29 protein-coding genes are annotated in these 26795 nt (G+C 72.6%); 16 read left to right on the forward strand and 13 right to left on the reverse strand.

Annotation, left to right across the window (positions count from 1 at the left end; all coding sequences use genetic code 11):
- Positions 1-14 precede the first annotated feature (14 nt).
- A complete protein-coding gene (locus tag AAH979_RS08300) occupies positions 15-722 on the reverse strand; it encodes a GntR family transcriptional regulator (protein ID WP_346257461.1) in 708 nt (235 codons plus the stop codon).
- A gap of 149 nt (positions 723-871) precedes the next feature.
- Between AAH979_RS08300 and AAH979_RS08305 the strand changes: the two genes are divergently transcribed.
- The 12 genes from AAH979_RS08305 to iolC all read left to right on the forward strand — a co-directional run bounded on the left by AAH979_RS08305 (position 872) and on the right by iolC (position 12546).
- A complete protein-coding gene (locus AAH979_RS08305; RefSeq protein WP_346257462.1) occupies positions 872-1633 on the forward strand; it encodes a 5-oxoprolinase subunit PxpA in 762 nt (253 codons plus the stop codon).
- 224 nt (positions 1634-1857) lie between these two features.
- The gene (locus tag AAH979_RS08310) at positions 1858-3189 is read left to right on the forward strand and encodes a hypothetical protein (RefSeq protein ID WP_346257463.1); all 1332 of its coding nucleotides are present in this window, start codon (positions 1858-1860) and stop codon (positions 3187-3189) included.
- A 128-nt stretch (positions 3190-3317) separates the two neighbouring features.
- Positions 3318-4589, forward strand: a complete 1272-nt coding sequence (locus AAH979_RS08315; protein WP_346257464.1) for an ABC transporter substrate-binding protein — start codon at positions 3318-3320, stop codon at positions 4587-4589.
- A 34-nt stretch (positions 4590-4623) separates the two neighbouring features.
- Complete coding sequence (locus AAH979_RS08320; protein WP_346257465.1) at positions 4624-5484, forward strand: branched-chain amino acid ABC transporter permease; 861 nt, start codon at positions 4624-4626, stop codon at positions 5482-5484.
- Positions 5485-5831: 347 nt separating this feature from the next.
- Complete coding sequence (locus AAH979_RS08325) at positions 5832-6917, forward strand: branched-chain amino acid ABC transporter permease (protein WP_346257466.1); 1086 nt, start codon at positions 5832-5834, stop codon at positions 6915-6917.
- Between the two features lie 64 nt (positions 6918-6981).
- A complete protein-coding gene (locus tag AAH979_RS08330; protein ID WP_346257467.1) occupies positions 6982-7704 on the forward strand; it encodes an ABC transporter ATP-binding protein in 723 nt (240 codons plus the stop codon).
- The gene (locus AAH979_RS08335) at positions 7705-8406 is read left to right on the forward strand and encodes an ABC transporter ATP-binding protein (RefSeq protein WP_346257468.1); all 702 of its coding nucleotides are present in this window, start codon (positions 7705-7707) and stop codon (positions 8404-8406) included.
- A gap of 35 nt (positions 8407-8441) precedes the next feature.
- Positions 8442-9128, forward strand: coding sequence for a 5-oxoprolinase subunit PxpB (pxpB, locus tag AAH979_RS08340; protein ID WP_346257469.1), 687 nt, complete (start codon positions 8442-8444; stop codon positions 9126-9128).
- Positions 9125-10009, forward strand: a complete 885-nt coding sequence (locus AAH979_RS08345; protein ID WP_346257470.1) for a biotin-dependent carboxyltransferase family protein — start codon at positions 9125-9127, stop codon at positions 10007-10009. The genes pxpB and AAH979_RS08345 overlap by 4 nt, the downstream gene beginning before the upstream one ends.
- Positions 10010-10119: 110 nt before the next feature.
- Positions 10120-10551 (forward strand): VOC family protein, encoded by a 432-nt coding sequence (locus AAH979_RS08350; RefSeq protein WP_346257471.1) that lies wholly within the window; start codon positions 10120-10122, stop codon positions 10549-10551.
- 170 nt (positions 10552-10721) lie between these two features.
- Positions 10722-11468, forward strand: coding sequence for a methyltransferase domain-containing protein (locus AAH979_RS08355; RefSeq protein ID WP_346257472.1), 747 nt, complete (start codon positions 10722-10724; stop codon positions 11466-11468).
- A 121-nt stretch (positions 11469-11589) separates the two neighbouring features.
- Positions 11590-12546 (forward strand): 5-dehydro-2-deoxygluconokinase, encoded by a 957-nt coding sequence (gene iolC / locus AAH979_RS08360; protein ID WP_346257473.1) that lies wholly within the window; start codon positions 11590-11592, stop codon positions 12544-12546.
- 4 nt (positions 12547-12550) lie between these two features.
- Here iolC and AAH979_RS08365 read toward each other — a convergent pair whose 3' ends face one another.
- Both AAH979_RS08365 and AAH979_RS08370 read right to left on the reverse strand, forming a co-directional pair.
- Complete coding sequence (locus AAH979_RS08365) at positions 12551-13222, reverse strand: sulfotransferase family protein (protein WP_346257474.1); 672 nt, start codon at positions 13220-13222, stop codon at positions 12551-12553.
- An 85-nt stretch (positions 13223-13307) separates the two neighbouring features.
- A complete protein-coding gene (locus AAH979_RS08370; RefSeq protein ID WP_346257475.1) occupies positions 13308-13481 on the reverse strand; it encodes a hypothetical protein in 174 nt (57 codons plus the stop codon).
- A 1031-nt stretch (positions 13482-14512) separates the two neighbouring features.
- Between AAH979_RS08370 and AAH979_RS08375 the strand changes: the two genes are divergently transcribed.
- From AAH979_RS08375 to AAH979_RS08385, 3 genes are all read left to right on the forward strand, one after another.
- The gene (locus tag AAH979_RS08375; protein ID WP_346257476.1) at positions 14513-14998 is read left to right on the forward strand and encodes a DUF5994 family protein; all 486 of its coding nucleotides are present in this window, start codon (positions 14513-14515) and stop codon (positions 14996-14998) included.
- A 166-nt stretch (positions 14999-15164) separates the two neighbouring features.
- Positions 15165-15776 carry a dihydrofolate reductase family protein gene (locus AAH979_RS08380; RefSeq protein WP_346257477.1) on the forward strand — a complete coding sequence of 204 codons (612 nt, stop codon included), beginning with the start codon at positions 15165-15167 and terminating at the stop codon, positions 15774-15776.
- Between the two features lie 34 nt (positions 15777-15810).
- Positions 15811-16704, forward strand: coding sequence for an alpha/beta hydrolase (locus AAH979_RS08385; protein WP_346257478.1), 894 nt, complete (start codon positions 15811-15813; stop codon positions 16702-16704).
- Between the two features lie 79 nt (positions 16705-16783).
- Here the strand turns inward: AAH979_RS08385 and AAH979_RS08390 are convergent, their stop codons facing one another.
- The 6 genes from AAH979_RS08390 to AAH979_RS08415 are packed head-to-tail and all read right to left on the reverse strand — an operon-like array spanning position 16784 to position 21254.
- Positions 16784-17851, reverse strand: a complete 1068-nt coding sequence (locus tag AAH979_RS08390; protein ID WP_346257479.1) for a PmoA family protein — start codon at positions 17849-17851, stop codon at positions 16784-16786.
- Positions 17848-18927, reverse strand: a complete 1080-nt coding sequence (locus AAH979_RS08395) for a Gfo/Idh/MocA family oxidoreductase (protein ID WP_346257480.1) — start codon at positions 18925-18927, stop codon at positions 17848-17850. Before AAH979_RS08395 ends, AAH979_RS08390 begins: the two co-directional genes overlap by 4 nt.
- Before the next feature lie 32 nt (positions 18928-18959).
- A complete protein-coding gene (locus AAH979_RS08400; RefSeq protein ID WP_346257481.1) occupies positions 18960-19712 on the reverse strand; it encodes a cupin domain-containing protein in 753 nt (250 codons plus the stop codon).
- Positions 19709-20632: a PmoA family protein gene (locus tag AAH979_RS08405; RefSeq protein WP_346257482.1), complete on the reverse strand. Its 924-nt coding sequence runs from the start codon at positions 20630-20632 to the stop codon at positions 19709-19711. The genes AAH979_RS08400 and AAH979_RS08405 overlap by 4 nt, the downstream gene beginning before the upstream one ends.
- 47 nt (positions 20633-20679) lie before the next feature.
- A complete protein-coding gene (locus AAH979_RS08410) occupies positions 20680-20994 on the reverse strand; it encodes a hypothetical protein (RefSeq protein ID WP_346257483.1) in 315 nt (104 codons plus the stop codon).
- 5 nt (positions 20995-20999) lie between these two features.
- Positions 21000-21254: a hypothetical protein gene (locus tag AAH979_RS08415; protein WP_346257484.1), complete on the reverse strand. Its 255-nt coding sequence runs from the start codon at positions 21252-21254 to the stop codon at positions 21000-21002.
- Between the two features lie 242 nt (positions 21255-21496).
- Between AAH979_RS08415 and AAH979_RS08420 the strand changes: the two genes are divergently transcribed.
- Positions 21497-22501, forward strand: coding sequence for a LacI family DNA-binding transcriptional regulator (locus tag AAH979_RS08420; protein ID WP_346257485.1), 1005 nt, complete (start codon positions 21497-21499; stop codon positions 22499-22501).
- An 82-nt stretch (positions 22502-22583) separates the two neighbouring features.
- Here AAH979_RS08420 and AAH979_RS08425 read toward each other — a convergent pair whose 3' ends face one another.
- The 4 genes from AAH979_RS08425 to AAH979_RS08440 form a co-directional block, all read right to left on the reverse strand.
- Positions 22584-23507 carry a bifunctional helix-turn-helix transcriptional regulator/GNAT family N-acetyltransferase gene (locus tag AAH979_RS08425; RefSeq protein WP_346257486.1) on the reverse strand — a complete coding sequence of 308 codons (924 nt, stop codon included), beginning with the start codon at positions 23505-23507 and terminating at the stop codon, positions 22584-22586.
- Positions 23508-23571: 64 nt separating this feature from the next.
- Entirely contained in the window at positions 23572-24921 is a 1350-nt protein-coding gene (locus tag AAH979_RS08430) for an NAD(P)/FAD-dependent oxidoreductase (protein WP_346257487.1), read from the reverse strand.
- Complete coding sequence (locus tag AAH979_RS08435; protein WP_346257488.1) at positions 24921-25265, reverse strand: TcmI family type II polyketide cyclase; 345 nt, start codon at positions 25263-25265, stop codon at positions 24921-24923. The genes AAH979_RS08430 and AAH979_RS08435 overlap by 1 nt, the downstream gene beginning before the upstream one ends.
- A 233-nt stretch (positions 25266-25498) precedes the next feature.
- Entirely contained in the window at positions 25499-26290 is a 792-nt protein-coding gene (locus AAH979_RS08440) for a BTAD domain-containing putative transcriptional regulator (protein ID WP_346257598.1), read from the reverse strand.
- Between the last annotated feature and the right edge of the window lie 505 nt (positions 26291-26795).

The following is a 26795-nucleotide window of genomic DNA, read 5'->3' on the forward strand; positions in this document are numbered from 1 at the left end:
TGGCCGAGGGGCGCTCAGCGGCGCGCGGCCACGCTCTCCGGCACTCCGTCGGCGTACGCGTCGACGAGCTGCCGCTCGGCGGTGCGCAGGTAGTCGTCGAGCGCGGCGTGCGCCCGTTCCACCTCGCCACCGCGGATCAGCTCCAGCAACTCCCGGTGCCGTTCCAGATAGGGCTGGTGGAAGGTCTGCGGCGCGGCCATCACGTGGAACGCCAGCCGGATCTCGGCCAGCGCCTGGCGCATGATCTCCTCGATCCGGGGACTGCCGGTCAGGCCGGCGATGGCCTGGTGGAACTGCATGTTGGCGGTACCGACGTCGAACCACCGCTGCTGCGCGGCCGCCTGCTCGCCCTCCACCAGCGCGGCCTCCAGCGCCTCCAGCGCCTCGGCGGAGCTGTTGCCGGCGTTGCTGATGGCCGCGCACTCCAGCACCCGGCGGACCCGGTAGATGTCGACCACGTCCTGCACGTCGAGCACCCGGACGAAGACGCCCCGGTTGAGTTCGTGCACGACGAGCCGTTCGTGCATCAGTAGTCGGAACGACTCCCGCAGCGTGTTGCGGGAGACCCCGAGCGCCGCCCCGATCATCTCCTCGGAGAGCCGGGTGCCCGGCAGCAGGGCCCCTTCGGTGATCCGCGCCCGGAGTATCTCCGCCACCCGCTGCGCGGTGCTCGCCCGGGTGATCAAAGAGCGGTCGTCCTGGAGCTTCGCCAGCCACGTCACCCGGTCATTGTCCTTCATGCCGTCGGGCCCACAATCGAGAGAAGGTCCATGATGCGACGAGGGTACAAGTCAACATGACCATTGACGGATTGTTCAACAGTCTGCCAACCTGAACTCACGGCGTTCACCACAGTCCCCCAGGAGGTGCGATGTCGGTCATCCTCGATCTGAACAGTGACCTCGGCGAAGGCTTCGGGGTCTGGCAGCTGGGCGACGACATGGCACTGCTCTCCGTCGTGACCAGCGCGAACGTCGCCTGCGGCTTCCACGGCGGCGATCCGACGATCATGCGCCGGGTCTGCGCCGAGGCGATCAGCCGGGACGTCTCCATCGGTGCCCACGTCGGCTACCGGGACCTGGCCGGCTTCGGCCGCCGGGCCATCGACATCGAGCCCGACCGGCTCTCCGACGACGTGCTCTACCAACTCGCCGCGCTGGACGGGATCGCCCGCAGTGAGGGCGGCCGGGTCCGGTACGTCAAGCCGCACGGCGCGCTCTACAACCGCACCGTGACCGACCAGGCGCAGGCCGCCGCGGTGGTCACCGCCGTCTCCGCGTACGACCCGAGTCTGCCGATCCTCGGCCTGCCCGGCTCGCAACTGCTGCGCCAGGCCGACGAGGTGGGGCTGAAGACCGTCCGGGAGGCGTTCGCCGACCGTGGCTACCAGGCCGACGGCAGCCTGGCCAAGCGCGGCAGTCCAGGGGCGCTGGTCACCGATCCGGACGCGGTCGCCCGGCGCTGCGTCAAGATGGCCACCACCGGGCAGGTGACGGCCGTCGACGGCGCCCCGGTGTCGGTACGCGCCCGGTCGATCTGCGTGCACGGCGACACCCCGGGGGCGGTCGAACTGGCCCGCCAGGTGCGCACCGCATTGCAGGAGGCGGGCGTGAGCCTCGCCTCGTTCGTCTGACCTTCCGCCGAACCACCAGCACGCCCGCTGGATCGGTGACCGTCGGCCCGGCTGCCACCGCGCCGACGGTCACCGGCTCCCGCACCTCAACGGCTGCCGCCCGATGCCGCGGGCGGCCGCCTCAACCAAGTGATGCGCCGGCTCCACCTTCCGGTTGGCCTTCCAGATCCGGAACCGGCGCGGCTATCGAGGAAAGGTCGAAGATCACCTTGGATGTGCAGAAGTTGACTCAGAGTGTACGCGGCCGGCTGAGGCTGATCACCGCCACGGGCATCGGTGCCGCCCTGCTGCTCATGCCGGGCACCGCCGGAGCGCAGCCCGCCGGGGACGCCGGCCCGGCGGGGGAGTGCTACGACCGCACCCGCCCGACGACGTACGAGGAGACCCGGATCGACACGCCCGCCCAGCCGGGCGGGGTGCAGGTGCCGAGCACACTGATCGAGGTCGGTGGCTTCACCCCGTTCGTCACCCGGCTCACCGCCGAGCTGTGCGGGGTGCGGTCGGTTGACCAGGCCGACAAGCTGCTCAGGTCCCGCGGTGCCGAGCTGTGGCGGACCGCCGTCGAGCGCGCCCAGGGCACGCGCTGGATGGGCAGCATCGAGCGGTACGACGACCGCCCGCTCTACTGGTCGCGGCTGACCGCCACCCGTGACCTGCGACAGTGGACGCCCCGGTTCCGGCTCACCGACACGATCCGGGCGGCCCTGCTGAAGACCTTCGAGTACGCCTCCCGGGGCATCTCGTCGACCGACTTCTCGACCAGCCGCTCGGTGACCCGGGTGCTGGTCAGCGGCTTCGACCCGTACCAGCTCAACGGGGAGATCCGCCGGTCCAACCCGTCCGGCGCCTCGGCGCTGCAACTGGACGGGCAGGAATACCGGGTCGGTGACCGGACCGTGCAGATCCAGGCCGTCTCGCTGCCGGTGACCTGGAGCGGTTTCGACCTCGGCTACGTCGAGGACGCCTTCGGGCCGCACCTGACCCGGAACAGCCGGGAGCGCGCCGACCTGATCATGACGATCAGCCAGGGCGGCCGGGCCCGGATGGCCATCGAGCAGTGGGCCGGGGCCTGGCGCGGCGGCAGCCCGGACAACAACAACGAGGGCACCGCCGAACTCGTCCCGCAGGTGACCAACTGGCCGCAGCCGGCCACCGATCCCGAGTTCATCGAGACGACCCTGCCGCACCAGCAGATGATCGACGCCGGCACGACGCCCTGGCCGACCGCGCTCAACCCGCGGATCTGCGAGTGGACCGGCAACACCCGGCCGGACCCGACCAAGGTCTCCTGCCACGACAACGGCCCCTCCCCGGACGCGCAGGCGCAGGCCGGCGGCGGCGGAAACTACCTCTCCAACGAGAGCATGTACCGGTCGAACCGGCTGCGACTCGCCCTCGGTGCCACCCACGTCCCCGGCGGGCACCTGCATATCTCCTCGCTCGTGTATCCGCAGAACCCGCTGGACATCATCGACGCGCCGTTCGCCGCCGACCGCGCGCAGACCATCGAGCAGACCGTCGCCCTGGTGAAGGCCGCGGGCGCGGCCGTCTCCTGAGCCGTCGGCCGGGCCCGGGGTACCGGCAACCCCCGGGCCCGGCCGGCACACCTCCATCTCGAAGACCCCGCTGCGCGCCCCGAGAAGGACGGCGCCGGGCCTTCGCCATCGTCTTCGCCTAGAAAGGCATGACCATGCGCAAGATCACCAGCATCGCGGCGGCAGTCGTCCTCACCGCCGCGCTCGCCGGCTGCGGCGGATCCGACGGTGCCGGCGCGACCGACGAGGTCAAGCTCGCCGGACTGTGGCCGCTCAGCGGACCCAACGCCACCCAGGGCACCGACGTGCTGCACGGCGCCGAACTGGCGGTCGAGGTCATCAACGACGACCACCCCGGGCTGGACCTGCCGCTCGGGCCCGGCACGGGGTTGCCGGGGCTGGGCGGCGCACCGGTGAAGCTGATCACCGGCGACACCCAGGGCAAGCCCGAGGTGGGGGCCGGAGAGGTCGACCGGCTGGTCACCGGCGAGAAGGTGGCCGCGGTGATCGGCTCGTACCAGTCCGGGGTGACGCTGACCGCCAGCCAGCGGGCCGAGCGGCTCGGCGTACCGTTCGTCAGCGAGGCGTCCACGTCGGTGGCGCTCACCGAGCGGGGCCTGAAATGGTTCTTCCGGACCGGGCCGACCGACGAGACCTTCGCCCGGTCGATGTTCGACTATCTCAAGGCCCGGCAGGCGGCCGGCGCCCAGGTCCGCTCGGTCGGCGTCTTCCACAGCAACGACCAGTTCGGCAACGACGGCGCCGGGGTGACCGAGAAGGTCGCCGCCGAGGCCGGCCTGCCGGTGACCGTCAACGTCGGGTTCGACCCGACCGCCGCCGACCTGGGCTCCCAGGTGGCGCAGGTGCGCGGCAAGAACCCGGACGTGCTCTTCGTGCTCGCGTACACCGACGCGGCGATCAAGCTGATGAAGACGCTGGACCAGTTGAACTACTACCCGCCGGCGCTGCTCGCCTACGGCACCGGGTTCGCCGACCCGGCGTTCGCCACCGGCCTCGGGGCACTGGCCAACGGTGCGTCCACCCGGGCGGCCTGGTCCGGCGAGATCGCCGAGAAGCGGCCGGCCGCCAAGACCGTGGCAGACCTGTTCCAGCAGCGGTACGGCGCCCCGATGACCGAGAACTCGGCGCGGGCCTTCACCGCCGTACTGGCGCTGGCGCAGGCGATCGACACCGCCAAGTCGGTCGAGCCGGCGAAGATCCGGGACGCGTTGCGCGGGCTGAACATCCCCGGTGAGAAGACGATCATGCCGTGGACCGGGATCACGTTCGACGACAAGGGACAGAACACCGGTGCCGCCGGGGTGGTGGAGCAGATGATCGAGGGGAAGTACCGGGTCGTCTTCCCGGCCGAGCTCTCCTCGGTCGCGCCGATCTGGCCGATGAACCGGGCCCAGCAGTGAGCCGGCGGACCGGCGGGCACCCCGGGGAGGCGGCATGACCGACCTGCTCCAGTCGGTGGTCAACGGGCTGCTGATCGGCGCGGTCTTCGCGCTGGTCGCGGTCGGCCTGACCCTCATCTACGGCGTGATGGACGTGATCAACTTCGCGCACGGCGAGATGGTCATGCTCGGCATGTACACCTCGTTCTTCGCCTGGTCGCTGCTCGGCCTCGACCCGCTGCTGTCGATCCCGCTCGCCGGGGTGTCGATCGCACTCACCGGCGCGCTGATGTATTTCGGCGCGGTCGGCCGGGTGCTCGGCAAGTCCCCGCTGGCCCAGGTCATCGTCACCTTCGGGTTGCAGGTGTTCCTGCGCGGGCTGGCCCAGTTCCTCTGGACCCCGAACACCCGGACCGTGCCCCGGCCCTGGGCCGCCGGGCTGCGCTGGGAGATCGGCCCGGTGGTGATCGGCGGACCGCAGGTCATCATGGCGGTCGGCGCGTTGCTCGCCACCGGCGCGGTCGCGTACTTCATGAACCGGACCCGGCTCGGCGGCGCCGTACGGGCCGCCGGGGAGGATCCGGCGGCGGCCTCGCTGATGGGCATCGACCCGCGCAAGATGTACGCGCTCTGCTGGGTGATCGCCGGCCTGGCCACCGGCGTCGCCGGAGCGCTGCTGATGAACTCCTACTCCGCCTCGCCCACCGCAGGGGTGAGTTTCGTGCTGATGGCCTTCGTGGTGGTCGCGTTCGGCGGCTTCGGCAGCATCACCGGGGCGGCCCTGGCCGGCCTGCTGGTCGGAGTCGCCCAGGGCGTCGTCGGGCTGTACGCCCCGAGCTACACCCTCGCCGCCGCGCTCGCCCTCTATCTGGTGGTCGTACTGCTGCGACCGCAGGGACTGCTGGGGACCAGATAACGCTTCCCGACGGCTGAAAGCCGGGGGATTCCTGGCTCAGACCGTACCCGACCGCCCTCCTGGAAGGAGGTGATCGCGTGTCTCACGTCGTCGGCGCCAGCACGGTCGCGCTCTGCCGTGGCGAGGATCGTCCTCGTGGCGTTCCGGTCCCGACACGCGGTATATCCGCAACTGTGGCACCGGAAGACTCCGAAGGTGCACCACGTCTTCCGCGCCCGCGAGCATCCCAGCCGCATCCGACAGTTCTGGTCCCGCAGAGGAGTCGACGCCATGCCGACAACCAACGCAACGCCTGACCGCCCTTTCCTTCCCATGGCTGAAGCCAGGGGTTTCTCGGGCGGCTTCTGATGAGCGCCCCGACCGTACTGGACCGGCCCTCGCCGGCCCGGCTGCCCGTCGCGGCGGCTCGGCGACTGCCGTCCTGGAGCACCGCCGTGCTGATCCTGGCGGCGCTGGCCGGGTACCCGCTGGTCTTCGCGGACTCGGCGGCACACAACATCGGCATCCTGGCGCTGACCTTCGGGATCGCGGCGACCGGCTGGAACCTGCTCGGCGGCTACACCGGGCAGATCTCCTTCGGGCACGCGCTCTACTTCGGCACCGGCGCCTACACCACCGCGCTACTGGTCCGGCAGGGCTGGTCGCCCTGGCTGGCGATCGCGCTCTCCCTGCCGCTGGCCGCGCTGCTCGCCGCCGCCGTCGGCTGGCCCTGCTTCCGGCTGCGGCACCACTACTACTCCATCGCGACCATCGCGGTCGCCGAGATCGTCTTCATCCTGGTCACCAACCTGCCCGGGCTCGGCCAGGCGAACGGCTGGGAGCTGCCGGTGGTCGAGCAGTCCCTGGCCAACCTCCAGTTCTCGCTGCTGGACAAGCGGCCGTACTACTACGTGGCGCTCGGCTTCTTCTGCCTCGCCGCGCTGGCGGTCTGGCTCTTCCTGCGCGGCCGGGCCGGCAACTACGTCCGGGCCATCCGGGACGACCAGGAGGCCGCGGCGGCGGTCGGGATCAACGTGCACCGCTACAAGCTCGCCGCCGCGGCGCTCTCCGGCGCGGTCACCGCGCTGGCCGGCGGCTACTACGTGATGTACGTGCTCTTCGTCGACCCGCCCTCCGGGCTCGGCCTGGACCTGTCGGTGTCGTTCACCCTGATGGCGGTGCTCGGCGGGGTCGGCCGGTTCTGGGGGCCGCTGCTCGGCGCCTGGGTGCTGGTCTTCGTCCAGGACGTCACCCGGCAGGAATTCTCCGGCAGCGGCCGCTCGATCGACCTGCTGCTCTACGGCGCGCTGATCGTGCTGGTCTCGATCACCGAGCCGGGCGGCCTGCTCGCCATCGGGCAGCGGCTCTGGGCGCCGATCGCCCGGCGGCTGCGCCGTACCCGTGCCGGGAAAGCCGCTCCGGAGCCGGCCGGGTCTGCTGAGGTGAAGTCGTGACCAGGTGCGGCGGGAACAGCGGGTGGCCGGGGCACAGCCCCGACGGGTCCGACGAGGTGGGGCGATGACCGGAACGCTGCTGAGGATCGACAACCTCTCCTGCCGGTTCGGCGGCCTCTGGGCCAACCGTGACGTCAGCTTCGAGGTGGCGCAGGGGGCGATCGTCGGGCTGATCGGGCCCAACGGCGCCGGCAAGAGCACGCTCTTCTCGATGGTGGCCGGCGCCCAGCGGCCCACCTCCGGCCGGTTGGAGTTCGACGGCCGGGACGTCACCGGCTGGCCGCCGCACCGCGCCGCCCGGGCCGGCGTGGGACGTACCTTCCAACTCATGCGGGTGTTCGGCTCGATGAGCGTGCTGGACAACCTCAGCACGGCGGCGTTCGCCCGGCGCCCCCGGCTGCGCGACGCCCGGCGGCGGGCCGGCGAGGTCGCCGAGCTGACCGGGCTCGGCCCGGTGCTCGACTCGCCGGCCGCGTCGCTCACCGCCGCCTGGAAGAAGCGCCTGGAGATGGGGCGGGCGCTGGCCACCGAGCCGAAGCTGCTGCTCCTCGACGAGGTGCTCTCCGGGCTGACCCCGACCGAGGCGCGCGAGGCGGTCGAGATCGTCCGCACCATCAACCGGGGCGGCGTCACCATCCTGATGGTGGAACACGTAATGGAGGTCATCATGCCGCTCTGCCACCGGGTGGTCGTGCTGCACTACGGGCAGAAGATCAGCGAGGGCACGCCGGAGCAGGTGGCGCACGACCCGACGGTGGTCGAGGCGTACCTGGGGAAGGCGCTGTAGATGCTGACCGTGCAGGATCTCCATGTGGACTACGCCGGGGTCGTCGCGCTGCGCGGCGTCGACCTGCGGGTCGAGGCGGGTGAACTGGTGGCGCTGGTCGGCGCGAACGGGGCCGGCAAGAGCACTCTGCTGGCGGCGGTCTCCGGGCTGCACCGCCCGGTACGCGGCAGCGTGACCTTCCTCGACGAGGACGTCAGCGGGCTGCCGGCGTACCGGATCGCGCGCCGGGGTGCGGTGCTGGTGCCGGAGGGGCGGCGGCTCTTCGGCCACCAGACGGTGGTGCAGAACCTGCTGCTCGGCGGCTACCACCGCACCGCGCCGGAGCGGGAGGCGGACCTGGCCCGGGTCTACGACCTCTTCCCGGTCCTCGCCGAGCGCTCCGGCCAGCGCGCCGGGACTCTCTCCGGCGGCGAGCAGCAGATGGTGGCGCTCGGCCGGGCGCTGATGAGCCGGCCCAAGCTGCTGATGCTGGACGAGCCCTCCCTCGGCATCTCACCGAAGTTCACGAAAATGATCTTCGAGGTGCTGGCCGAGATCCGTCGCGCCGGCACCACCATGCTGCTGGTCGAGCAGAACCTGCGGGCCGCGCTGGAGCTGGCCGACCGGGCGTACGTGCTGCAGACCGGCGAGGTGGTGATGTCCGGCCCGGCCGACGAGCTGGCCGCCTCCGACGAGGTACGGCGCTCGTATCTCGGGCTGTGAGTTGGGTGAACTGGTACGACGGGGAGTGTGCGACGGTGCGGATCATTCCGGTGGGGCTGCGTGCGCTGCTGGTGGAGGTGACCGATCCGGCGCACACCGCCGCGCTGGTCGCCGAACTGCACCGGCGGCGGGACCGGGGCGAACTGGCCGGCGTGCAGGACGTCGTACCCGGTGAACTCACCGTGCTCGTCGACGGGCTCGACGATCCGGCGGAGCTGGCCGGGCGGCTCGCCGGCTGGCAGCCGGCCTCGGCCCGGCCGCCGGACGGGCCGCTGGTCGAGGTGCCGGTCCGGTACGACGGCGCCGACCTGGCCGAGGTGGCCCGGCACTGGCAGGTCACCGAGGCGGAGGTGGGGCGGATCCACAGCGCGCCGGAATACCGGGTCGCGTTCTGCGGCTTCGCCCCCGGCTTCGGCTACCTGACCGGCCTGCCGGAGCGCTACCACCTGCCCCGGCGGGCGGTGCCCCGGACCCGGGTACCGGCCGGTTCGGTCGCGCTGGCCGGCGGCTACGCCGGAATCTATCCCCGCGACTCGCCCGGCGGCTGGCAACTGCTCGGCAGCACCGACCTGGTCCTCTTCGACCCGGACCGGGACCCGGTCGCCCTGCTCACCCCGGGCGCCCGGGTCCGGTTCCGGGACGTCGACGCCGTCGGCGGACGGGACGGGTGGGCCGGTGCGCGGGCGCGGCACGGCGCCGGGCGCGGCGAGACGCCGGCATGACCGGACGCTTCGTCGAGGTGGTCCGGCCCGGCGTACTCAGCACCGTGCAGGACCTCGGCCGGCCGGGACACGCGCACCTCGGGGTACCCCGCTCGGGCGCCCTCGACCTGCCGGCGCACCTGCTGGCGAACCGGCTGGTCGGCAACCCGCCCGGGGCGGCGACGATCGAGACGACCGTCACCGGCGTCGCGGTGCGGGTCGACCGGGCCGGCACCGTGGCGGTGACCGGAGCCTGGGCGCCGGTCACCGTGGACGGGCGCCCGGCGAGCTGGTCGGCCCCGGTCTCGGTGCCGGCCGGAGCCCACGTCGAGGTGGCCGCCGCCCAGCGCGGGTTGCGCAGCTATCTCGCCTTTGCCGGTGGGATCGCGGTCCCGCCGGTACTCGGCAGCCGGTCGACCGACCTGCTCTCCGGGCTCGGCCCCGCGCCGCTCGCCGTCGGCGACCGGCTGCCACTGGGCGAGGTGCCCGGGCCGCCCGCACCGGTCGACGTCGCCCCGACCGGCGCCCTGGCCGAGGAGCTGACCCTGCGGGTCCTGCTCGGCCCCCGGGCCGACTGGTTCACCGACGACGCGGTACGCATCCTCGGCGCCGAGTGCTATCACGTCTCCACCCTCAGCAACCGGATCGGGGTACGCCTCGACGGGCCCGCGCTGCCCCGGCGGATCGGCGGGGAACTGCGCAGCGAGGGCGTCGTCCTCGGCGCGGTGCAGGTGCCGGTGGCCGGCTCGCCGGTGATCTTCCTCGCCGACCATCCGACCATGGGCGGCTACCCGGTGATCGGCGTGCTGCACCCCGACGACCTCCCGCAGGTCGCCCAGGCCGCCCCGGGCAAGCCGGTGCGGTTCCGGGTCGTCGCGCGGCGCCGCCCGCCGCGGCGCTGACCGGAGGAGGCTGTGCGGGTGAGCCGGAGAACCGCCGCCGGGCCCCGGGGACAAGATCATGCTTGGATTGCGGGAGAGGCCGGGTCGCACCCGGCGGAGAGGAGCTGACGATGACCGTGGCCACCCGTCCCGGCTTCCACCTGGCGATCCCGGTCGACGACCTGGCCCGGGCCCGCGCCTTCTACGGCGGCGTGCTCGGCCTCGCCGAGGGACGTTCGGCGGACGCCTGGGTCGACTGGGACTTCTACGGCCACCAGGTGGTGACCCACGTCGTACCGGCGGCCCGGCAGGCCGACGCGGGGCGCAACCCGGTGGACGGGCACGACGTACCGGTGCCGCACTTCGGGCTGATCCTCTCGATCGACGACTTCCACGCCCTGGCGGACCGGATCCGGACCGGCGGCGGCGAGTTCGTGATCGAGCCGTACCTGCGGTTCGCGGGCGAGCCGGGGGAGCAGTGGACGATGTTCTTCCGCGACCCGGCGGGCAACGCCCTGGAGTTCAAGGCGTTCCGGGACGAGTCCCAGATCTTCGCCAAGTGAGCCGAAAACCGCTGGACAGCGTACGGCGGCCGGCCTAGCGTCTGCCGCGTCCGTGCCGATCCCGACGTGCGAAGAGGTGCATTTCATGAGGGTCCTGCCCGCCCCGAGCGGCAACTCCGGGACGACCGCACCAATCCTCATCACCTCTTCGCACGTAAGGAATATCAGGAGTGGACCTACCGCGTAGCTTCACCATCCGGGAGAGCGGCCACCGCATCCACAACCCGTTCGACAGCACCAAGCTGGCCACCCTGGGCGAGGCGCTGCGGCTCCCGCCCGGCGCCCGGCTGCTCGACCTCGCCTGCGGCTCCGGCGAGATGCTCTGCACCTGGGCCCGGGACCACCGGGTGACCGGCACCGGGGTGGACATCAGCACGGTGTTCCTCGCCGGGGCCGAGGCCCGGGCGGTCGAACTCGGCGTCGCCGACCGGGTCGAGTTCGTGCACGGCGACGCCTCCGGGTACGTCGCCGACGCCCCGGTCGACGTCGCCGCCTGCCTCGGCGCCACCTGGATCGGCGACGGAGTCCCCGGCACCGTCGCACTCCTTCGCCGCAGTCTCCGCCCCGGCGGGATGATGCTGGTCGGCGAACCGTACTGGCGGCGCGAGCCGGCCGACCAGGCATGCGTCGAGGCGTGCCACGCGACCAGCCGGGACGATTTCCTGCCGCTGCCCGAGACGGTCGAACGATTCTCCGCGCTCGGCGCCGACGTGGTGGAGATGGTCCTCGCCGACCCGGACAGCTGGGACCGCTATGCCGCGGCACAGTGGCTGAACCTCCGGCGCTGGCTCGACGAGAACCCCGACGACGAGCTGCACGCGGAGCTGCGCGCGGAACTCGACACGGCTCCGGTGCGGCACGTCCGATACCAGCGGGAATATCTGGGCTGGGGCGTCTTCGTGCTGATGGACCGCTGAGTCCGGGCGGGCCGTGCTCCGGCGGCGGAGCACGGCCCGACGGGCGGGGCGCCACGCCCGACCGTCGTTGCGGGTACGACAGATATTGACCGTCCGGGACGCACCGGGGTTACATGATTCGGTGACCTCGTTCGAGGTGATCAGTATGGGGCGGGTGGGGGTGGACATCTATCCACTCCAGACCAACGCCCGGCTGCCCGACGTCGAGACGTTCGGAAAGTTCCTCGGCGGCAGCGCCACCAACGTCGCCGTGGCGGCGGCCCGGCACGGCCGGCGGGTCGCCATGGTCACCCGGACCGGCGCCGACCCGTTCGGCGACTACGTGCACCGCGCGCTGCGCGAGTTCGGCGTGGACGACCGCTGGGTGAGCGCCGTCGCCGGGCTGCCGACCCCGGTCACCTTCTGCGAGATCTTTCCGCCCGACGACTTCCCGAGCTACTTCTACCGCTATCCCAAGGCGCCCGATCTGGAGATCCGCCCCGAGGAACTGGACCTGCCCGCGATCCGGGCGGCCGGAGTCTTCTGGTTCAGCGGCACCGGGCTCTGCGAGCTGCCGAGCCGGGACGCCCACTTCGCCGCCCTCGGCGCCCGGGGACGTGCTCCGAACACCGTCTTCGACCTGGACTACCGGCCGGGATTCTGGTCCTGCCGGGAGGATGCCCGGGCGGCGTACGAGTCGGCGCTGCGGTACGCCACCGTCGCGGTCGGCAACCTCGACGAGTGCGCCACCGCGGTGGGGGAGCGCGAGCCGCACGCGGCGGCCGAGGCGCTGCTCGCCCGGGGCGTACGGCTGGCGGTGGTGCGGCAGGGCCGGGCCGGAGTACTCGCCCGGACCGCCGACGAGCTGGTCGAGGTGCCGCCGGTGCCGATCGAGGTGGTGAACGGGCTCGGCGCCGGGGACGCCTTCGGCGGCGCGCTCTGCCACGGGCTGCTCGCCGGCTGGCCGCTGGACCGGACCGTCCGGTTCGCCAACGCGGCCGGCGCGCTCGTGGCGTCCCGGTTCGCCTGCTCCGCCGCGATGCCGACCAGTGCCGAGGTCGACGAGCTGCTGGCCGAGCCCCGGCACCCGGTCGGTTAGCCGGTCAGGGCTGGGCGCGCAGCCCGGCCGGGTCCGCGAGCCGCTCCCGGAACGAGGCCGTGGTGTTGAGCAGTGGGAACGGCTCCGCCGGCACGTCGACGCCGAGGAAGTCGCAGAGCGGCTCCCAGCCCTGCGCCACGTCGAACTCTCCGAGCCGCTCGGCCGGTACGGTCGCGCGCACCTCCGCGACGTGGTCCGCGTAGACCTTCAGGGCGTGCTCCCGGTCGTCGAACCGGCCGCCGAAGGTGCCCTGCCAGACCAGCGCCTCCGTCAGCTTCGGCTGGTCCAGCAGCTCCGGATGGGCCGCGAACGCCTCGCGCAGTCCCGGCGGCGCGGACTCGGGGTCCATGGTCCGGGACCGGTAGATGGTGCTGTGGACGCTGTCGTACCAGCGCTCCGGATCGCGTACGGTCAACAGCACCCTGGCCTCGGGATAGACCTCGATCAGCTCCCGCCAGAAGTAGACGCTCGGCCAGTCCACGGTGCTGTGGTAGCCGTCCAGCAGCCTGGACCAGTCCACCGGCCCGCCCTGGGCCGCCCGCAGCCAGTCACCGATGGTCCGCGGGTGTTCGAACAGCTCGGCCATGTGGTGGCACGGGCCGAAGCCGAGCAGTTCGAGCGCCTCCTTCGTCGACCTGGTGCCGGTACGCCCCAAGCCCACCCCGATGACCCGCACCTCGCCGCCTCCCTGTCCCAGCCGTCCGTACCGTCCCAGTCAACAGGGTCGGCCGGTCGAGCGGAACGACCGGCCGGACGCGATTTCAGGGCGCCGGCCGGTCCGCCAGGTCGGCGGGATCGACGCCGAGGGTCGAGAGCAGGCCCGCGTGACGGAGGGTGTCGACCCGGTCCGGTAGCTCCCGGTCGATCCAGTCGGCCCTGACATCCTGACCACGACCACGCAACCACTCGATGATCTTCAACTTGTCGATTTCCACTGGTCCCTCTCCTCGTACGCGATTTCGGTCGGCTGCCGTAGATCATGGGCCGGATCTTGTCCGGCCCGCCGCCGAGGGCAGCCGCCGGTCTGCCATCGAGCCTGATCCGGCCGGTGCTGAGCTCCGACGTTCCGTCACGAACGGGTGAGCGCGTTGGCGGGCCAGGCTCAAACAGTACGCCGTGCCGGAGCGTCGATGGGCGGCGTGGATCCGCCGGCGGCGGCGTACCGTACCGAGCCGGCCGGAGCGACGGTCGGCGGATCCGGTGGCCGGGTACGCCGGCACGGCCTACCCCGGGCGCCCGGGCGCGTACCCCCGATCGCCGCGAAAGCGGCACTGGCCGGCCCGTTCTCCGGCCGACGACGAATTCCGACATTGCGGGCGTACGGGGAATCTGGTTCGGGGCTAGGCTGACGTGGTTCCTGGACCCCGGCGCTACGGGTTTACGAACTCCGCGCACCACCGCCGAGATGAGGGTCCAGCGATGACACGGTTCGCCATCCCGGCGCGGTCGAACGGCACCGAATCGGCTCCCTGAGCCCCCTGGACGGCCGTCGGCGGAAGCCTTTCTCGCCACCCGCCCCGGCCCGGCGGCTTACGCCATCGCGACCGCCGAGCACCCTTCGGCCCCCACAGCACCGGCCCGGACTCAGCACGCCAGCCGCCCGGGTCGGACGGTACGGGATCCTGGGCTTCGGTTCGAGGCCCAGGATTCCGCCACCGTCGTCGCACCCGGGCGAGCCCGCCGGAGGACCGCCGGCATCCGGCATCCGGCTGTCGTCCCGAGCCCGCCCGTACTGATCGACAGCCTGGTAGCGGACCGTCGGCCGGCGAGCCGGCTCGCCGACGAGGCACCAGCCGCCGGCCGAGCGTCGGCGAACCGGGCCGGCGTCCGCCAGCGCCCTCGGTGGCGTGCGTTCTGTCGGTGAGCAGGACGCCGGGCCACGCCCGGCCAGTGCCGCCGGGACGACTGCTCGGATACCGGCCGGGCGCCCCTACCGCACCCCTGGACCGAGAAGGATGGCTTGAAGATGCTTACCGCAGCTCAACGCGAGACGAGGGTTCCCTCGGCACCGCCCTCGACACCGCGACTGTCGCTTCCGCCCGCCCGAACCCGCCAGGCGGTCCTGGACGGCGGTTGGTGGCCCCGGTCCTGGGATCCGGTGGCTGAGCTCCCCGGACTTGTGCTGGCTCTCTCCGCCCGCTACGGACGGATCCGGAACGTGGTACTCAACAGCGGAGCATGGGACACGCGGTTCCGCCGACTCGCGGCCGGCGACGACGTCGTCCGGGTGGGCTGGTTCAGCTCGCTGGATACCGCACTGCTGATCGCCACCACCGACCGTGGAGACCAGCTCGACCTGCTCGTCGTGCCGCCCGGCACCACGGCTGCGGCGGCCGAGCGGGCGATGGCCACGGCAGCCGATCCGACCAACACCATGCACGCGCCGGCGATCCTCGCCGAGGGCGCCGGTGGGGCTCCTCGAACGGAGAGCACCGGGCCACGAGGGCGGTGACAAGCCGGGCGGACCATCACGGGTCCGCCGACGGGCGGGTCACCCCGTGCCGACCGGCGCCGCCCGTCCAGGCGCCCGGTCGAAGGTCCGCCTCGCGATGTCGAGCGGCGGCCGTCGGCTCCGTCTGTCTCGGGAGAACCTTCCACACCCAGGACGGGAGACGACGATGAGCAGAGTGTTCTTCACGGTGGGCATGTCCCTGGACGGCTATCTCGCCGGTCCGAACGCCCGGCCGGACAACCCGCTCGGCGACGGCGGTACCCGGATCCACGAGTGGGTCTACCGGACCGCGACCTTCCGGGAGCGGCTGCGGCTCGGCGGCGGTGGCGGCGAGACCGGCAGCGACGACGACCTGGTCCGGAACACCTTCGCCCGGACCGGGGCGAGTGTGATGGGCCGACGGATGTTCGACGAGGGCGAGGTCGCCTGGCCCGAGGAGGCGCCGTTCCGGTGCCCGGTCTTCGTGGTCACCAACCGGGCCCGCGAGCCGTGGGTCCGCAGCGGCGGTACCACCTTCACCTTCGTCACCGACGGCATCGAGAGCGCCCTGGCACAGGCCCGGGCGGCGGCCGGCGACCGGGACGTCCGGATCTCGGGCGGCGCCAACCTGATCCGGCAGTACCTCGCGGCCGGCCTGGTCGACGAGTTCGACGTCGACCTGGCGCCGGTGCTGCTCGGCGGCGGCGTCCGGCTCTTCGACGGCATCCCCGGCGCGGCCGGACTCAGGATCGAGGCCACCGAGCGGGTCGCCCACCTCCACTACCGCGTCGCGAGCTGACCCCGGACCCCGAAAGCCGAAGGAGTACGACGAGATGACCAAGACCGACACCCTGGCCGTACCCGGCGCGACGCTGTACCACGAGGTGCGCGGCACCGGCCCGGTCCTGCTGTTGATCTGCGGCGGCGTGTACGACGCCGCCGGCTACGCCGCGCTGGCCGAGTCGCTCGCCGACCGGTACACGGTGCTGACCTACGACCGGCGGGGCAACTCGCGCAGCCCGCTGGCCGGGCCGCGGCAGCCGCAGCGGATCGAGGTGCACGCCGACGACGCGTACCGGCTGCTCACCGCGGTGGGCGTCACCCCGGACGCACCGGCGTACGTCTTCGGCAACAGTTCCGGCGGGATGATCGGGCTGGACCTCGCCGCCCGCCACCCCGACCTGGTACGGGTGCTGGTCGCCCACGAGCCGCCGGTATTCGAACTGCTGCCCGACCGCGACCGCTGGCGTGCGGTGCTGCGGGACGTGGCGGACGCCTTCGCCGGGCGGGGGCCCGAGGCGGCGAACCAGGTCCTCTCCGCCGCGTTCGCCGCCGACCGGCCGGCACCGGAGTCGGCCGCTGCGGAGCCGGCCGCCCCGGAGCCGGAGCGGATGCCCGGTGGCGCGGAGCGGCCGGCGGGCGAGCCGGATCCGGAGACCGCCGCGATGCTGGCCCGGATCGGTCGGAACCTGGAGTTCTTCATCGGCTACGAGGTGCCGCCGTTCGGCGGATACGTCCCGGACGTCGATGCCCTATCCCGCGGATCGACCCGGGTCCGGCTGGCGGTGGGCGAGGAGTCGACCGGCGAGCCGCCGTACCGGACGGCGGTGGCGGTGGCCGAGCGGCTCGGCGAGGCGCCGGTGGTCTTCCCGGGCGACCACGGTGGCTTCGGCGACCGGTCCGGCGCGTTCGCCGCCCGGCTGCACGAGGTGCTCACCGCCGACTGACGGGGTGCGGCGCTGGCACCGTCCCGGTGCCAGCTTCCATCGCGCCCCGCTCCCACCCGGCCCGGCGCCCCGGCCCGGGCTACCTCTCCCCGGCCGGGTCGGTCAGCAACTCGGTCGCGCCGGCCCGTTCGGCCAACCGGGCGCAGCCGGCCGGGTCCCGTTCACCGTCGGCGACCACGACGTCGTAGCGGAGCCGTAGTTCGGTGCCGGGTGCGAACGGGTACTCCCGGTCGAAGAACGGGGCCGGGCCGAGACAGCCGTACGGCTCGGTGCGGACGAACCACCGGGTGGGTGCGCCCGGATTCGCCGGATCGTCCCGGAAGACCAGCGTCGACGCCAGGGTCTCGGCCGGCCCGATGCCGTCGTGCCGGCCGACGAAGCCGAGCCACGGACCCCGCCAGCCCATCAGTTCGTCCGCGCCGACTCCGGTCGGGGTCACCACCTGGCCGCCCCGGAACGAGCGCGGTCCCTGCCAGAAGAGTCCGCCGTAGCCGGCGTTGTCCCGGCCCTGGGTGGTCGGGCTGCCGATCGTGATCACCGTGTCGCCGTCGTTGCGCAGTACGGTCTCGAACCGCAACCGCCACGCGCTCTGGTTGGCCCACACCGCCACCGCCAGTCGACGTCGCTCGGAGACCACCGGGCGGCCGTTTCGGCCCACCCAGCGCAGCCGCTCCACCAGGCGTACGGCGTCGGGGTCGCAGCGTAGCGCCGGGAAGTCGAGGTGCTCGACCACCCCGATGTTGTCGAGCTTGCGGTACCCCTGGCCGCGCAGATAGGTCGACCCGCCCCAGAAGTTGTCCGGCCCGACGTGGGAGATGCCGAAGCAGAGCCCCTTGTGCCAGAGGTGGTCGTGCGGCCGGTACAGGCTGACGACGTTGCCGGCGAGGGTCCGTAGTGGGTGGAAGTAGGGTCGCGGCGCCTCCTCCCGGGGCTCGGCGGGGGTGTAGACGTAGTGGAACAGCTCCGCACCGCGCCAGCCGACCCGCACCGACCGGCCGACGTCGTGGCTGACGGCCAACCCGCTGCCCGGACCGCCGGCGGTCCCACCCGCGTCCGGGCCGGTGGCGGCGGGCAGCGGCGGGCGGGCCGCCGGGACGGGTACGGCCGGTGGCGGTGCGGCCGCGGCGGGCACCGGTGGACTGCTCACCATCGCGGTCCGTCCCCCTGCATCCGCCGGTAGAACGGCGAGTTCTCACCCAGGTCGTCCGGCCGGACGGGTCTGCGGGTGAACGCCGACGCGTACACCCCGGCGACGAGTCGCATCGTCCGCCAGGTCTCCGCCGAGGTGACCGGCGGCGGGGTACCGGCACGCAGGCTCCGGACCACCTCGGCGAACTGCGCCTGGTGACTGCTGCGGACCCCGGCGGCGCCGGTCCGCCAGGCCGCGAGCACCTCCTCGGCGTACTCCGGTGCCGGGGTGATCCGCCAGTCGTCGTCGCCGTAGCCGTACAGGTGGGTCAGCTCGACCGTGGCCCGCTCGAAGTCGAACCGCAGGTAGCTCTCCTCGCGGATCGACAGCAGGCTGTTCACCACACTGGCCACCGCGCCGTTGGCGAAGCTGACGTGTGCCATGCTCAGGTCCTCGGTCTCGGACCGCCTGGCCTGCTGCCGGGCCAGGGCGGAGACCTCGGTCCAGTCGCCGAGGATCGCGCAGAGCAGGTCCATCTGGTGGATGCCGTGGCCCATCGTCGGCCCGCCGCCCTCGGTGTCCCAACGCCCGCGCCACTCCACGTCGAAGTAGGACTGCGGGCGGAACCAGGTGGTGTGGCAGACCGCCATCAGCGGCCGGCCCAGCACGCCTGCGTCGAGCAGGGCGCGCAGCCGCAGCGCGCCGGTGCCGAACCGGTGCTGGAAGACGGTGGCCAGCGCCGCCCCGTACCGCTGCTCCGCCTCGGCCAGCTCGTCGAGTTCGCCGAGGTTCAGCGTCGGCGGCTTCTCGACCAGCACGTTGGCGCCGGCCCGCAGACCGGCGAGGGCCAGTTGGTGGTGCGAGCCGGGCGGGGTGCAGACGTGTACCAGCTCGGGCTGCTCCTTCTCCAGCAGGCTGGCCACGTCGGGGTGCCGGGCCGGTACGTCGTACCGGTCGCAGAACGCCGACAGCCGGCCGGCGTCGGTGTCGACGGCACCGACGAGGCGTACCTCGTCGCCGAGTTGTCGCAGCCCCTCGGCGTGCAGCCGGGCGATGTTTCCGGTTCCGACCACGGCGACGCGGATGGGTTCCACAGGTGCTCCTTAGCGAGGTGGTGCAAGGGTGCTCAGTCGCGACGGGCGCGCAGCGGGTCGTACGGGGAGAGGAAGCCGCACATGCCCAGCGTCGTCTGTTCGGGTGGGACGATCCGGGTGACGGTGGCGTCGGCGAGGTGGCTGTGGTCGCCGCGCCGCAGCGCGTCGAGCTGCGCTCCGGTCTGCCGGCTCACCGCCGCCGGTCCCTGCTCCCAGCGCTCCTGCCAGCCGTCGAGCTGCGGGCGTACCAGGGCGGCGGCGGCCGCGTAGAAGTCGTCGAGCGCGGCGGTGTCGCCGGCCGCGCACCGGCGGCGGAGTTCGGCGAACCCCTCGATGGCGAGGTCGCGCCGGGCCCGGGCCCGTTCGGCCGAGGGCGGGTCGGATCCGTCCGGCCCGGTCAGCGAGACCGCCCGCCGGTACGTCGGCACATCGGCGAGCTGTTCCGGTGGCAGGGTGAGGACCGCGTCGCCGGCCTCCGGCAGCCCACTGTTCTGCATGATCACGACGACCTGGAGCGCGCCGTCGTCGTTGACCGCCCGGTGGATGGTGCCCGGGGTGAACCAGAGCACGTCGCCCGGGGTCAGCGGCGATTCCTCGAAGCCCCGCCGGGTCAGGGTCTGTAGCCGACCCCGGCCGCCCACCACGACGTAGCACTCGGTGCAGCACAGGTGCACGTGCGGCGTGCCGCCGTGCAGGCCGTCGTCGGTCTGCCAGGGATAGACCCGCAGGTTGGTGATGCCGACGGCGCCGGGGAAGGGCGGCGGTGTGCCGTCGTCGGCGGTCACGGGGCGTGCTCCGCGGCGAACGCCTCGATCTCCGCCCGCTGCCAGGCCCGGTCGGCGAAGACCACCCGGTGGTTGAGCCGGAGGGTCTCGTCGGGGGCGAGGACCACCTCCTCGTCGAAGGCGGGCGAGGGGTTGACGGCCGGGAACGGGGTGTTGCGGACGAACCACTTCAGCGGTACGGCCGCGCTGGAGGTGCCGGCGAAGACGAGTACGGTGCCACCGCCGTCGACCTCGTCGTGCTCGGCGGTGTACGCCAGCCACGGGGACTGCCGCCCCATGGTCTCCGGGCCGCCGCCGTCGGCGGTGATGATCTCGCCACCGGTCCAGCCGCGCGGCCCCCGCCAGAAGAACCCCGTGTAGCCGGCGTTCGGCCGGCCGTGCGTGGTCGGGCTGCCGACCCGCAGCTCCGCGCCCCGGATGTTGCGCAGTTCGGTACGGAAGTCGAGCGTCCAGGTGCCGCGCCCGGGGTCCACCCCGTGGATCCGCAGTTCCCGCCGCTCCGCGACCCAGTCTTCGTCGGTCGAGGTGATCCAGGTCAGCGACTCCCGCAGGGTCAGCTCGGTCGGGCTGACGTCGACCAGGTCGAAGGCGTCGTGCCGCATCCGGCCGACGTTGTCCCGCGCGCGGTAGCCCTCGCCGTGCACGTACGAGTTGCCGCCCCAGAAGTTCTGCCCGGACAGGTGCGAGATGGTCATCTGGAGCCCCTTGTGCCACCGGTGGTCGTTCGGCCGGTACGCCGAGACCAGGGCTCCGTCGAGGGTGCGCAGCGGGTGCAGGTAGGGCTTGCGTGATTCGAAGGCCGGCACCGGGGGGTCGTACACATAGGTCGCGATGTCCACGCCGTCCGCGTTGACGACGATCTGACGGCCGTGCTCGTGCGTGACGGTGAGCCGGCCGGTGGTGTTGGACGCGGAGGTCATGGAAGCGACGGTGCCTTTCGGTGGCGTGCGGTAACCGCTTTCCCGAGCTAACCGCCTTCCCTCTGCAACGTCAAGATCCAGCTCGGCCTGAAAGACTTTCGGCCGCCGCTCGGTCTCCGGTGCCGGCCGGTCCGACCCGCGCAGGCGGCGACGACGGGCGTACGGTGTCCGGCCGTCACCGGCCGGGTGGTGCGGTGGTAGCCGGTGGCCGCCACCGCCAGCGTGACGCCCCAGGCGAGGAAGACCAGCTCGGTCCCGGCCTCCGCCCAGCCGGCGCGTAGCTCCGCCCAGGTGGTGGCCCCGGTGGCCAGCGCCCCGGCCAGCATCCCGATGCCGATCAGCCCGTACGCGATCAGCGCCACCGCCGTCACCCCGGCCGGCACGAAGGCCAGCGCGGGCGGTACCCGGCGCCCGGCCAGCCCCGGAACGGCAACGTCGCCAGCCGCTCCGCTCCGCATCCGTCGGCGAGTTCCGCCGGCTCCGGTGAGCGGGTACGGTCGCACGCGGTGTAACCCCACCGGCCACCGGCCGCCCAGGAGAGCCGGAGCAGCCCGTACCCGAGGGCGAAGCCCAGTGCGACCAGCGCCCTGCCCCGCCGTCCGATCCTCGATGTCGCGATCATGCCTCGACTGTGCGGCAGGCGGCGCACGGCGTCCTCCCGCGCCGGAGGGAACCGGTCCCCCACGCCGGGGGAGGGGCGGCCGGAGGAAGGAGTACGGGCGCCGCGACGCCACTGTGGACCGGATCGCGCCGGCCCGGCGGTAGGGTGCGGATGCCGGGCGGGGTCGCCGGCCCGGACGCCACACCGACCACCTCTTCGGGGCCGCCACCATGACCAAGCGATCGTCCGGAACCGTCACGCTGATGGATGTGGCCCACAAGGCCGGGGTGTCGGTGGCGACCGCGTCGCGGGTGCTCAACGGCAGCGGCACCCGACAGGTGCGGGCGGACCTGATGGACCGGGTGCTCGCCGCCGCCGCCGCGCTGGACTATTCCGCCAACGCACCCGCCCAGGCGATGGCCCGGGGCCGCACGAACGTGGTCGGGCTGCTGGTCCACGACATCGCGGACCCGTTCTTCTCGTCCATCGCGGCCGGCGTGATGCGCGCCGCCGAGCGGCACGGCAGCATCGTGATGATGTACAGCACCACCGGGCGGACCGAGCGGGAACTCGACTACCTGGCGACCCTGCGCGGCCAGCGGCCCCGCGCTGTCATCCTGGCCGGCAGCCGAACCGCCGACCGGGCGCTGCGGGACCGGCTCGGCGTCCAGTTGCGGATCCTGGAGGAGGCGGGCGCCCGGGTCGCGCTGATCAGCCAGCACGTCCTGCCGATCGACACCGTACTGTTGGAGAACCGGGAGGGGGCCAGACTGCTCGCCCGGCGGCTGGTCGAGCTGGGGCACCGGCGGTTCGCCGTGCTCGCCGGACCGCGGCACCTGCTCACCGCCCGGGACCGGCTCGCCGGGTTCCAGGCCGGACTCGCCGACAGCGGTGTCACGCTGCCGAGGACCCAGGTGGCGTACGGCGAGTTCACCCGGGACGGCGGTTACGCCACCATGCGGGAGCTGCTCGCCCGCGATCTCCGGGCCGGTTGCGTCTTCGCGGTCAACGACGTGATGGCGGTCGGCGCCATCTCGGCGCTTCGCGACCACGGGGTGCCGCTGCCCGGCGGGATGGCGGTGGCCGGCTTCGACGACATCGTCACGCTCCGGGACGTCACGCCGTCGCTCACCACGGTGCGGCTGCCGCTGGAGGAGGTCGGCGCCGCGGCCCTGGAACTCGTCATGCAGCCCCGGACCGCACGGCCCCGGCTGCGCCGCATCCGTGCCGAGGTGGTCGTCCGGGCCAGCACTCCCGCGCTGCCCTGACCCGCCGGGCAGGGGAGCGTGGTCGTACCGCTCGGCGCCGCCCCGCTGCCGGCGGCGACCGGCCGGTGCGCCGGTCGACCGTTCAGAGCTGTCGCCACCAGGTCTGCTCCACCAGGTCGTGGCCGAAGCTGTGGTGCGGAGCCTGTTCGCGCAGCTCGAAGCCGGCCTTCTCGTAGATCCGCCGGGCGTCGGCGAGTACGTCGTTGGTCCAGAGCATGATCTCGCGGTAACCGGCCCGGCGGGCGAAACGCAGGCACTCGTCGACCAGCCGGCTGCCGATGCCCAGCCCGCGGGCCTCCGGCTCGACCAGCAGCAGGCGCAACTGGGCCACCGCGTCGTCCCGGCGGACGCAGAAGACGCAGCCCACCGGCGCGCCGTCCAGCTCGGCGATCCAGGCCTGCTCGCGGCGGGGGTCGCGCCCGTCGACGTACTCGGCGACGATCCGGGCGACCAGGGCCTCGAAGGTGATGTCCCAGCCGTACTCCTCGGCGTACCGGACGCCGTGCCGGTGCACCACCCAGCCGAGGTCGCCGGGGCCGACCGGCCGCAGCAGGTACGCCCGGGGTGGCACCGCCTCGCCGAGCAGGCTACGGATCGTGCGCATCGCCTCGACCAGCCGTTCCCGGTCCGTCCCCGACAACCGGGTCAGCAGGCTCTCGATCTCGGTCTGGGTCCGCTCGTTCAACAGGTCGTACGCGGCCCGCCCGGCCTCGGTCAGCGTGATCACCTGCCGGCGGGCGTCGACCGGTGACTGGCTGCGCTCCACCAGTCCGTCGGCGGCGAACCGGGACAGGATGCGGCTCAGGTAGCCGGGGTCCAGCGCCAGTTCGCGGCGGAGTGCCGGCACCTCGGTCGCCGGGCGCTGGGCCAGCTCGTAGATCACCCTGCCGTCGGTGAGCGAGAACGGCGTGCGGACCATTCCCTCGTCGAGCACGCCGATGATCCGGGTGTAGAAGCGGTTGAAGTCGCGCACCGCGCTCGCCTGCGGGGCCAGAGGGGACGTCATATGCCTATTTCAACAAATCCTTTGCCGATGTCAAGCGTTATCTCTGCTCCAGTCGGACGGCCGGTCAGGTCTCCGCGCCCCGGTAGTTGTACAGCTCGTCGACGAACCGGCGGCGCAGCGGTGGAAGTCGGCTGGTCACGCTGAAATACCCGCGCGCGGCAAGCATCGCGAACCGGCCGATGACCGGCTTGTAGATCGGGTCGTCGCCGTTGGTGCCGTTGGTCCGCAGCGAGTCGGCGACCCGGGCGAAGCCGTACCGGATCATCTCCGTCTCGTAGTCCGCGATGCTCCCGAGCAGCGGCTTGGCGCCGGCCGCCGCCGCGACCAGTTGCCGGTGCAGCAGCGCGGCGTCCCGCAACGCGGTGTTGGCGCCCACCCCCCGCCCCGGCGTCATGGTGTGGATCGCGTCGCCCAGCAGGGTCACGTTGCTGCTCGGCCAGGGCTCGACCGGTACCGAGGTGGCGACCCTGATCGGGATGACGCTGCCGGTGTCGCTCTGTCGCAGCAGCTCACGCAGGTTCGGATGCCAGTTCCGGGTCAGGTCCCGGGCGACCTCGGCGAGGCGCTCGCCGCGCAACTCCAGCACGTCGGGCGGAAAGCGGTCGGCGGCGCTCCAGATGATCAGGTTGATGCAGTCCCGGGTGTTGTCGAAGAGCAGCCCGGGCCACTGCCCGATCAGCCGGGCGTCGGTGACCCCGACCCCGGGCTTGACCGAGCCGCGCTGGTCCCACTTGAACTCCATGACGTGCAGTACGCCCATCACGCCGCCGGCACCGAAGATCAGTGAGATGCCCCGGTGCATCTCCTCGGTGAGCAGGCTCCGGGTCTGCTCGGTCAGCGGGATCTTGCTGGCGATGTTGATGCTCCCGGCGTCCCTGACCTCGGCGTGTGGCAGGTACTGCCGGCGTACCGCGGAGTGCGTGCCGTCGGCGGCGACCAGCAGGTCCCCGGTGGCCGAGGTGCCGTCGGCGAAGTACGCGGTGACCCGGCCGTCGTCGTGCTGCGCGTAGTGCGTGAACGTCTTGCCGAAGTGCACCACGTCGTCCATGCCGGTCAGCAGCACCTGGCGCAGCGTCATCCGGGAGACCGACTGGTCGATGCTGGTCGGGTCGGCCTCGGGGCGCAGCGCGAAGGAGGCCGTACGGTGCAGTTGCTCGGTCAGCACGTTGAAGTACCGGGGCGCCTGGGCACAGGTGGCGAGGAACGTCGTGAACAGTTCCGCCGGCAGGCACTCGCGCAGCGCACGGCAGCCGGTCGGATTGATCCCGACCCGGTAGCCGAGCAGGCCGTCGCCACGGTCGCGGTACCGCTCGTAGACGGCGACGCTGATGCCGGCCCGCCGGAGGCCGTGCGCCAGGCACATGCCTCCGGTACCGGCACCGATGACGATCACATGTATCGGGCTGGTGCGCATCAGGTCCCTTCCGCGGCCGTCGCGTCCGGGCCGTCCCAGCGGTAGAAGCACCGCGCCATCGCGTCGCGCGGCGACCGCCAGTTCGGCGAGTACGGCGAGATGTACGCACCCAGCCGCTGTTGCACGCTGACGAAGAGCGGATGCCGGTTCGCCTGCTCCAACCGGGCCGGCGCGGAGTCGTCGGTCTCCATCAGGTGCAGGCAGAGATCGTCGAGGTGGTAGAGCGAGCGGTGCCGCACACCGGTGACGGTGTGCAGGTCGGTGTTGTCGGACTCCGCGAGGATCTTCGCGATCTCCTCCTCGGTGCCCGGGACGATCCTGCCCACGATCAGTACGCGATTCATTGGACTCCTTAGCTGGCTGGCCCGGACCCGGGCCCGGTGCGGCCCGGACAACCCGCCGGCCGTCTGATCGGGCCCGATCACCATGCCGGCGGTGACGTCACCCGACCGTCACCGACCGCCGTCACCGTCGCCGTCCTCTGTGACGCTGCGGTGACGCCGCCGCGCCAGGATGGCGCGCCGCGCCGGCGCGCCGGAGAGACCGGCCGCCGTGCGGGGGACGGCGGGGCTGGGGATCAGCGCCGCACCGGCATCGCCGGCAGTGCCGACCGGTCGGGGTACGCCGCCGCGCGCCCCGGCGACGGCCGGGCACCCGACAGGCGGGCCCCCCTCGGCCGGGCGATGGGTGCGAGCAGGTCACTGAGCAGGGCGGACATCGCCTCGGACGGCTCTAGCTGAAGTTCGCGGAGCAGCAGGTCACGGTAGACGTAGAAGGCCTGGAGCGCCTCGTAGGCGTTGCCCTCGTCGAGGTGGATCTCGACGATCAGGCGGTGCGGCGTCTCGCGCAGCGGTTCGGCGCGGACCGCCTCGAGAGCGGCCTGCAACGCCTCGCCGTGCTGCCCGGCGTGCAGGTGACCCCGGGCGATGTCCTCCAGCATGTGCAGGCGGAGCTGGCGCAGCCGCTCCCGCTCCAGCAGCACCCACTCGTCGTACCAGCCGGGGAGCAGGTCGTGCCGCCCCGCGCTACGGAGCTTCGCCGCCCAGCGGGGGTCACCGCCGTCGCGTACCCGCTCGGCGGCCCGGACGAGGTCGTCGATGTCCAGCCGTACCGCCGGATCGAGCCGGACCGTGTCGCCGGTGGTGAGCACCGGGCAACTGCCCTCCTGACGAAGCCGCCACAGCGCGGTACGCAGGGAGGACATCGCCCGCTCCTCCGGAGTGTCCGGCCACAGCAGGCCGGCCAGGTGTGCCCGGGTCGCGCCCGGCCGCAACCCGACCAGCGCGATGATCCGTTGCAGTCCACGGGGTACGACCACCGGAGTCCCGTCGTGCAGCAGGTTGAAGCCGTCCAGCAGGAACAGGTGGATCGTCCGGCCGAACTGGCGCGGTGACGGGTGGGCCGGTGCCCGGCGTGCCCCGTCGCGCGGCTCGCTCTCGTCAGGAGTCACGGCCCACCCTCCTGCACCCGGAACCCGTGTCCCGAAGTCCGCCCTGCCCGGACCGCCCCGCCCAGCTCTCCGGTATGCCGATGCCGCTCGGGGGGCGCCGTGCCCGTTCAGGCACCGACACCGCAAAGCGTGACGAACGTTATCAATCGCCGTTACGCTCGGTCAATCCGCCGGTCGGCAATCCGACCTAGCCGTTCGGTCCCTGCACAACGGCTCTGAGCTGGGCATAAGCGGTCGCACTCGGGTCGCCGCAGCGCCCGTCCGGGCCGTTCCGTCCCGGCAGGGTGGGGCATTGTGCCCGACCGCCGTCACCAGAGCGTCACCGTGTCGGGGAGCAGTCGTACGCGATCGGGTGACATTCCGTTGACACCCGGTGGGCAGGGTGGTCACCAGTCGTTCGGACGAGGTCGCAGTCGGGGGAGAA

The sequence above is a fragment of the Plantactinospora sp. ZYX-F-223 genome (assembly GCF_039649625.1).
In the GTDB taxonomy this organism is placed as follows: Bacteria; Actinomycetota; Actinomycetes; order Mycobacteriales; family Micromonosporaceae; genus Plantactinospora.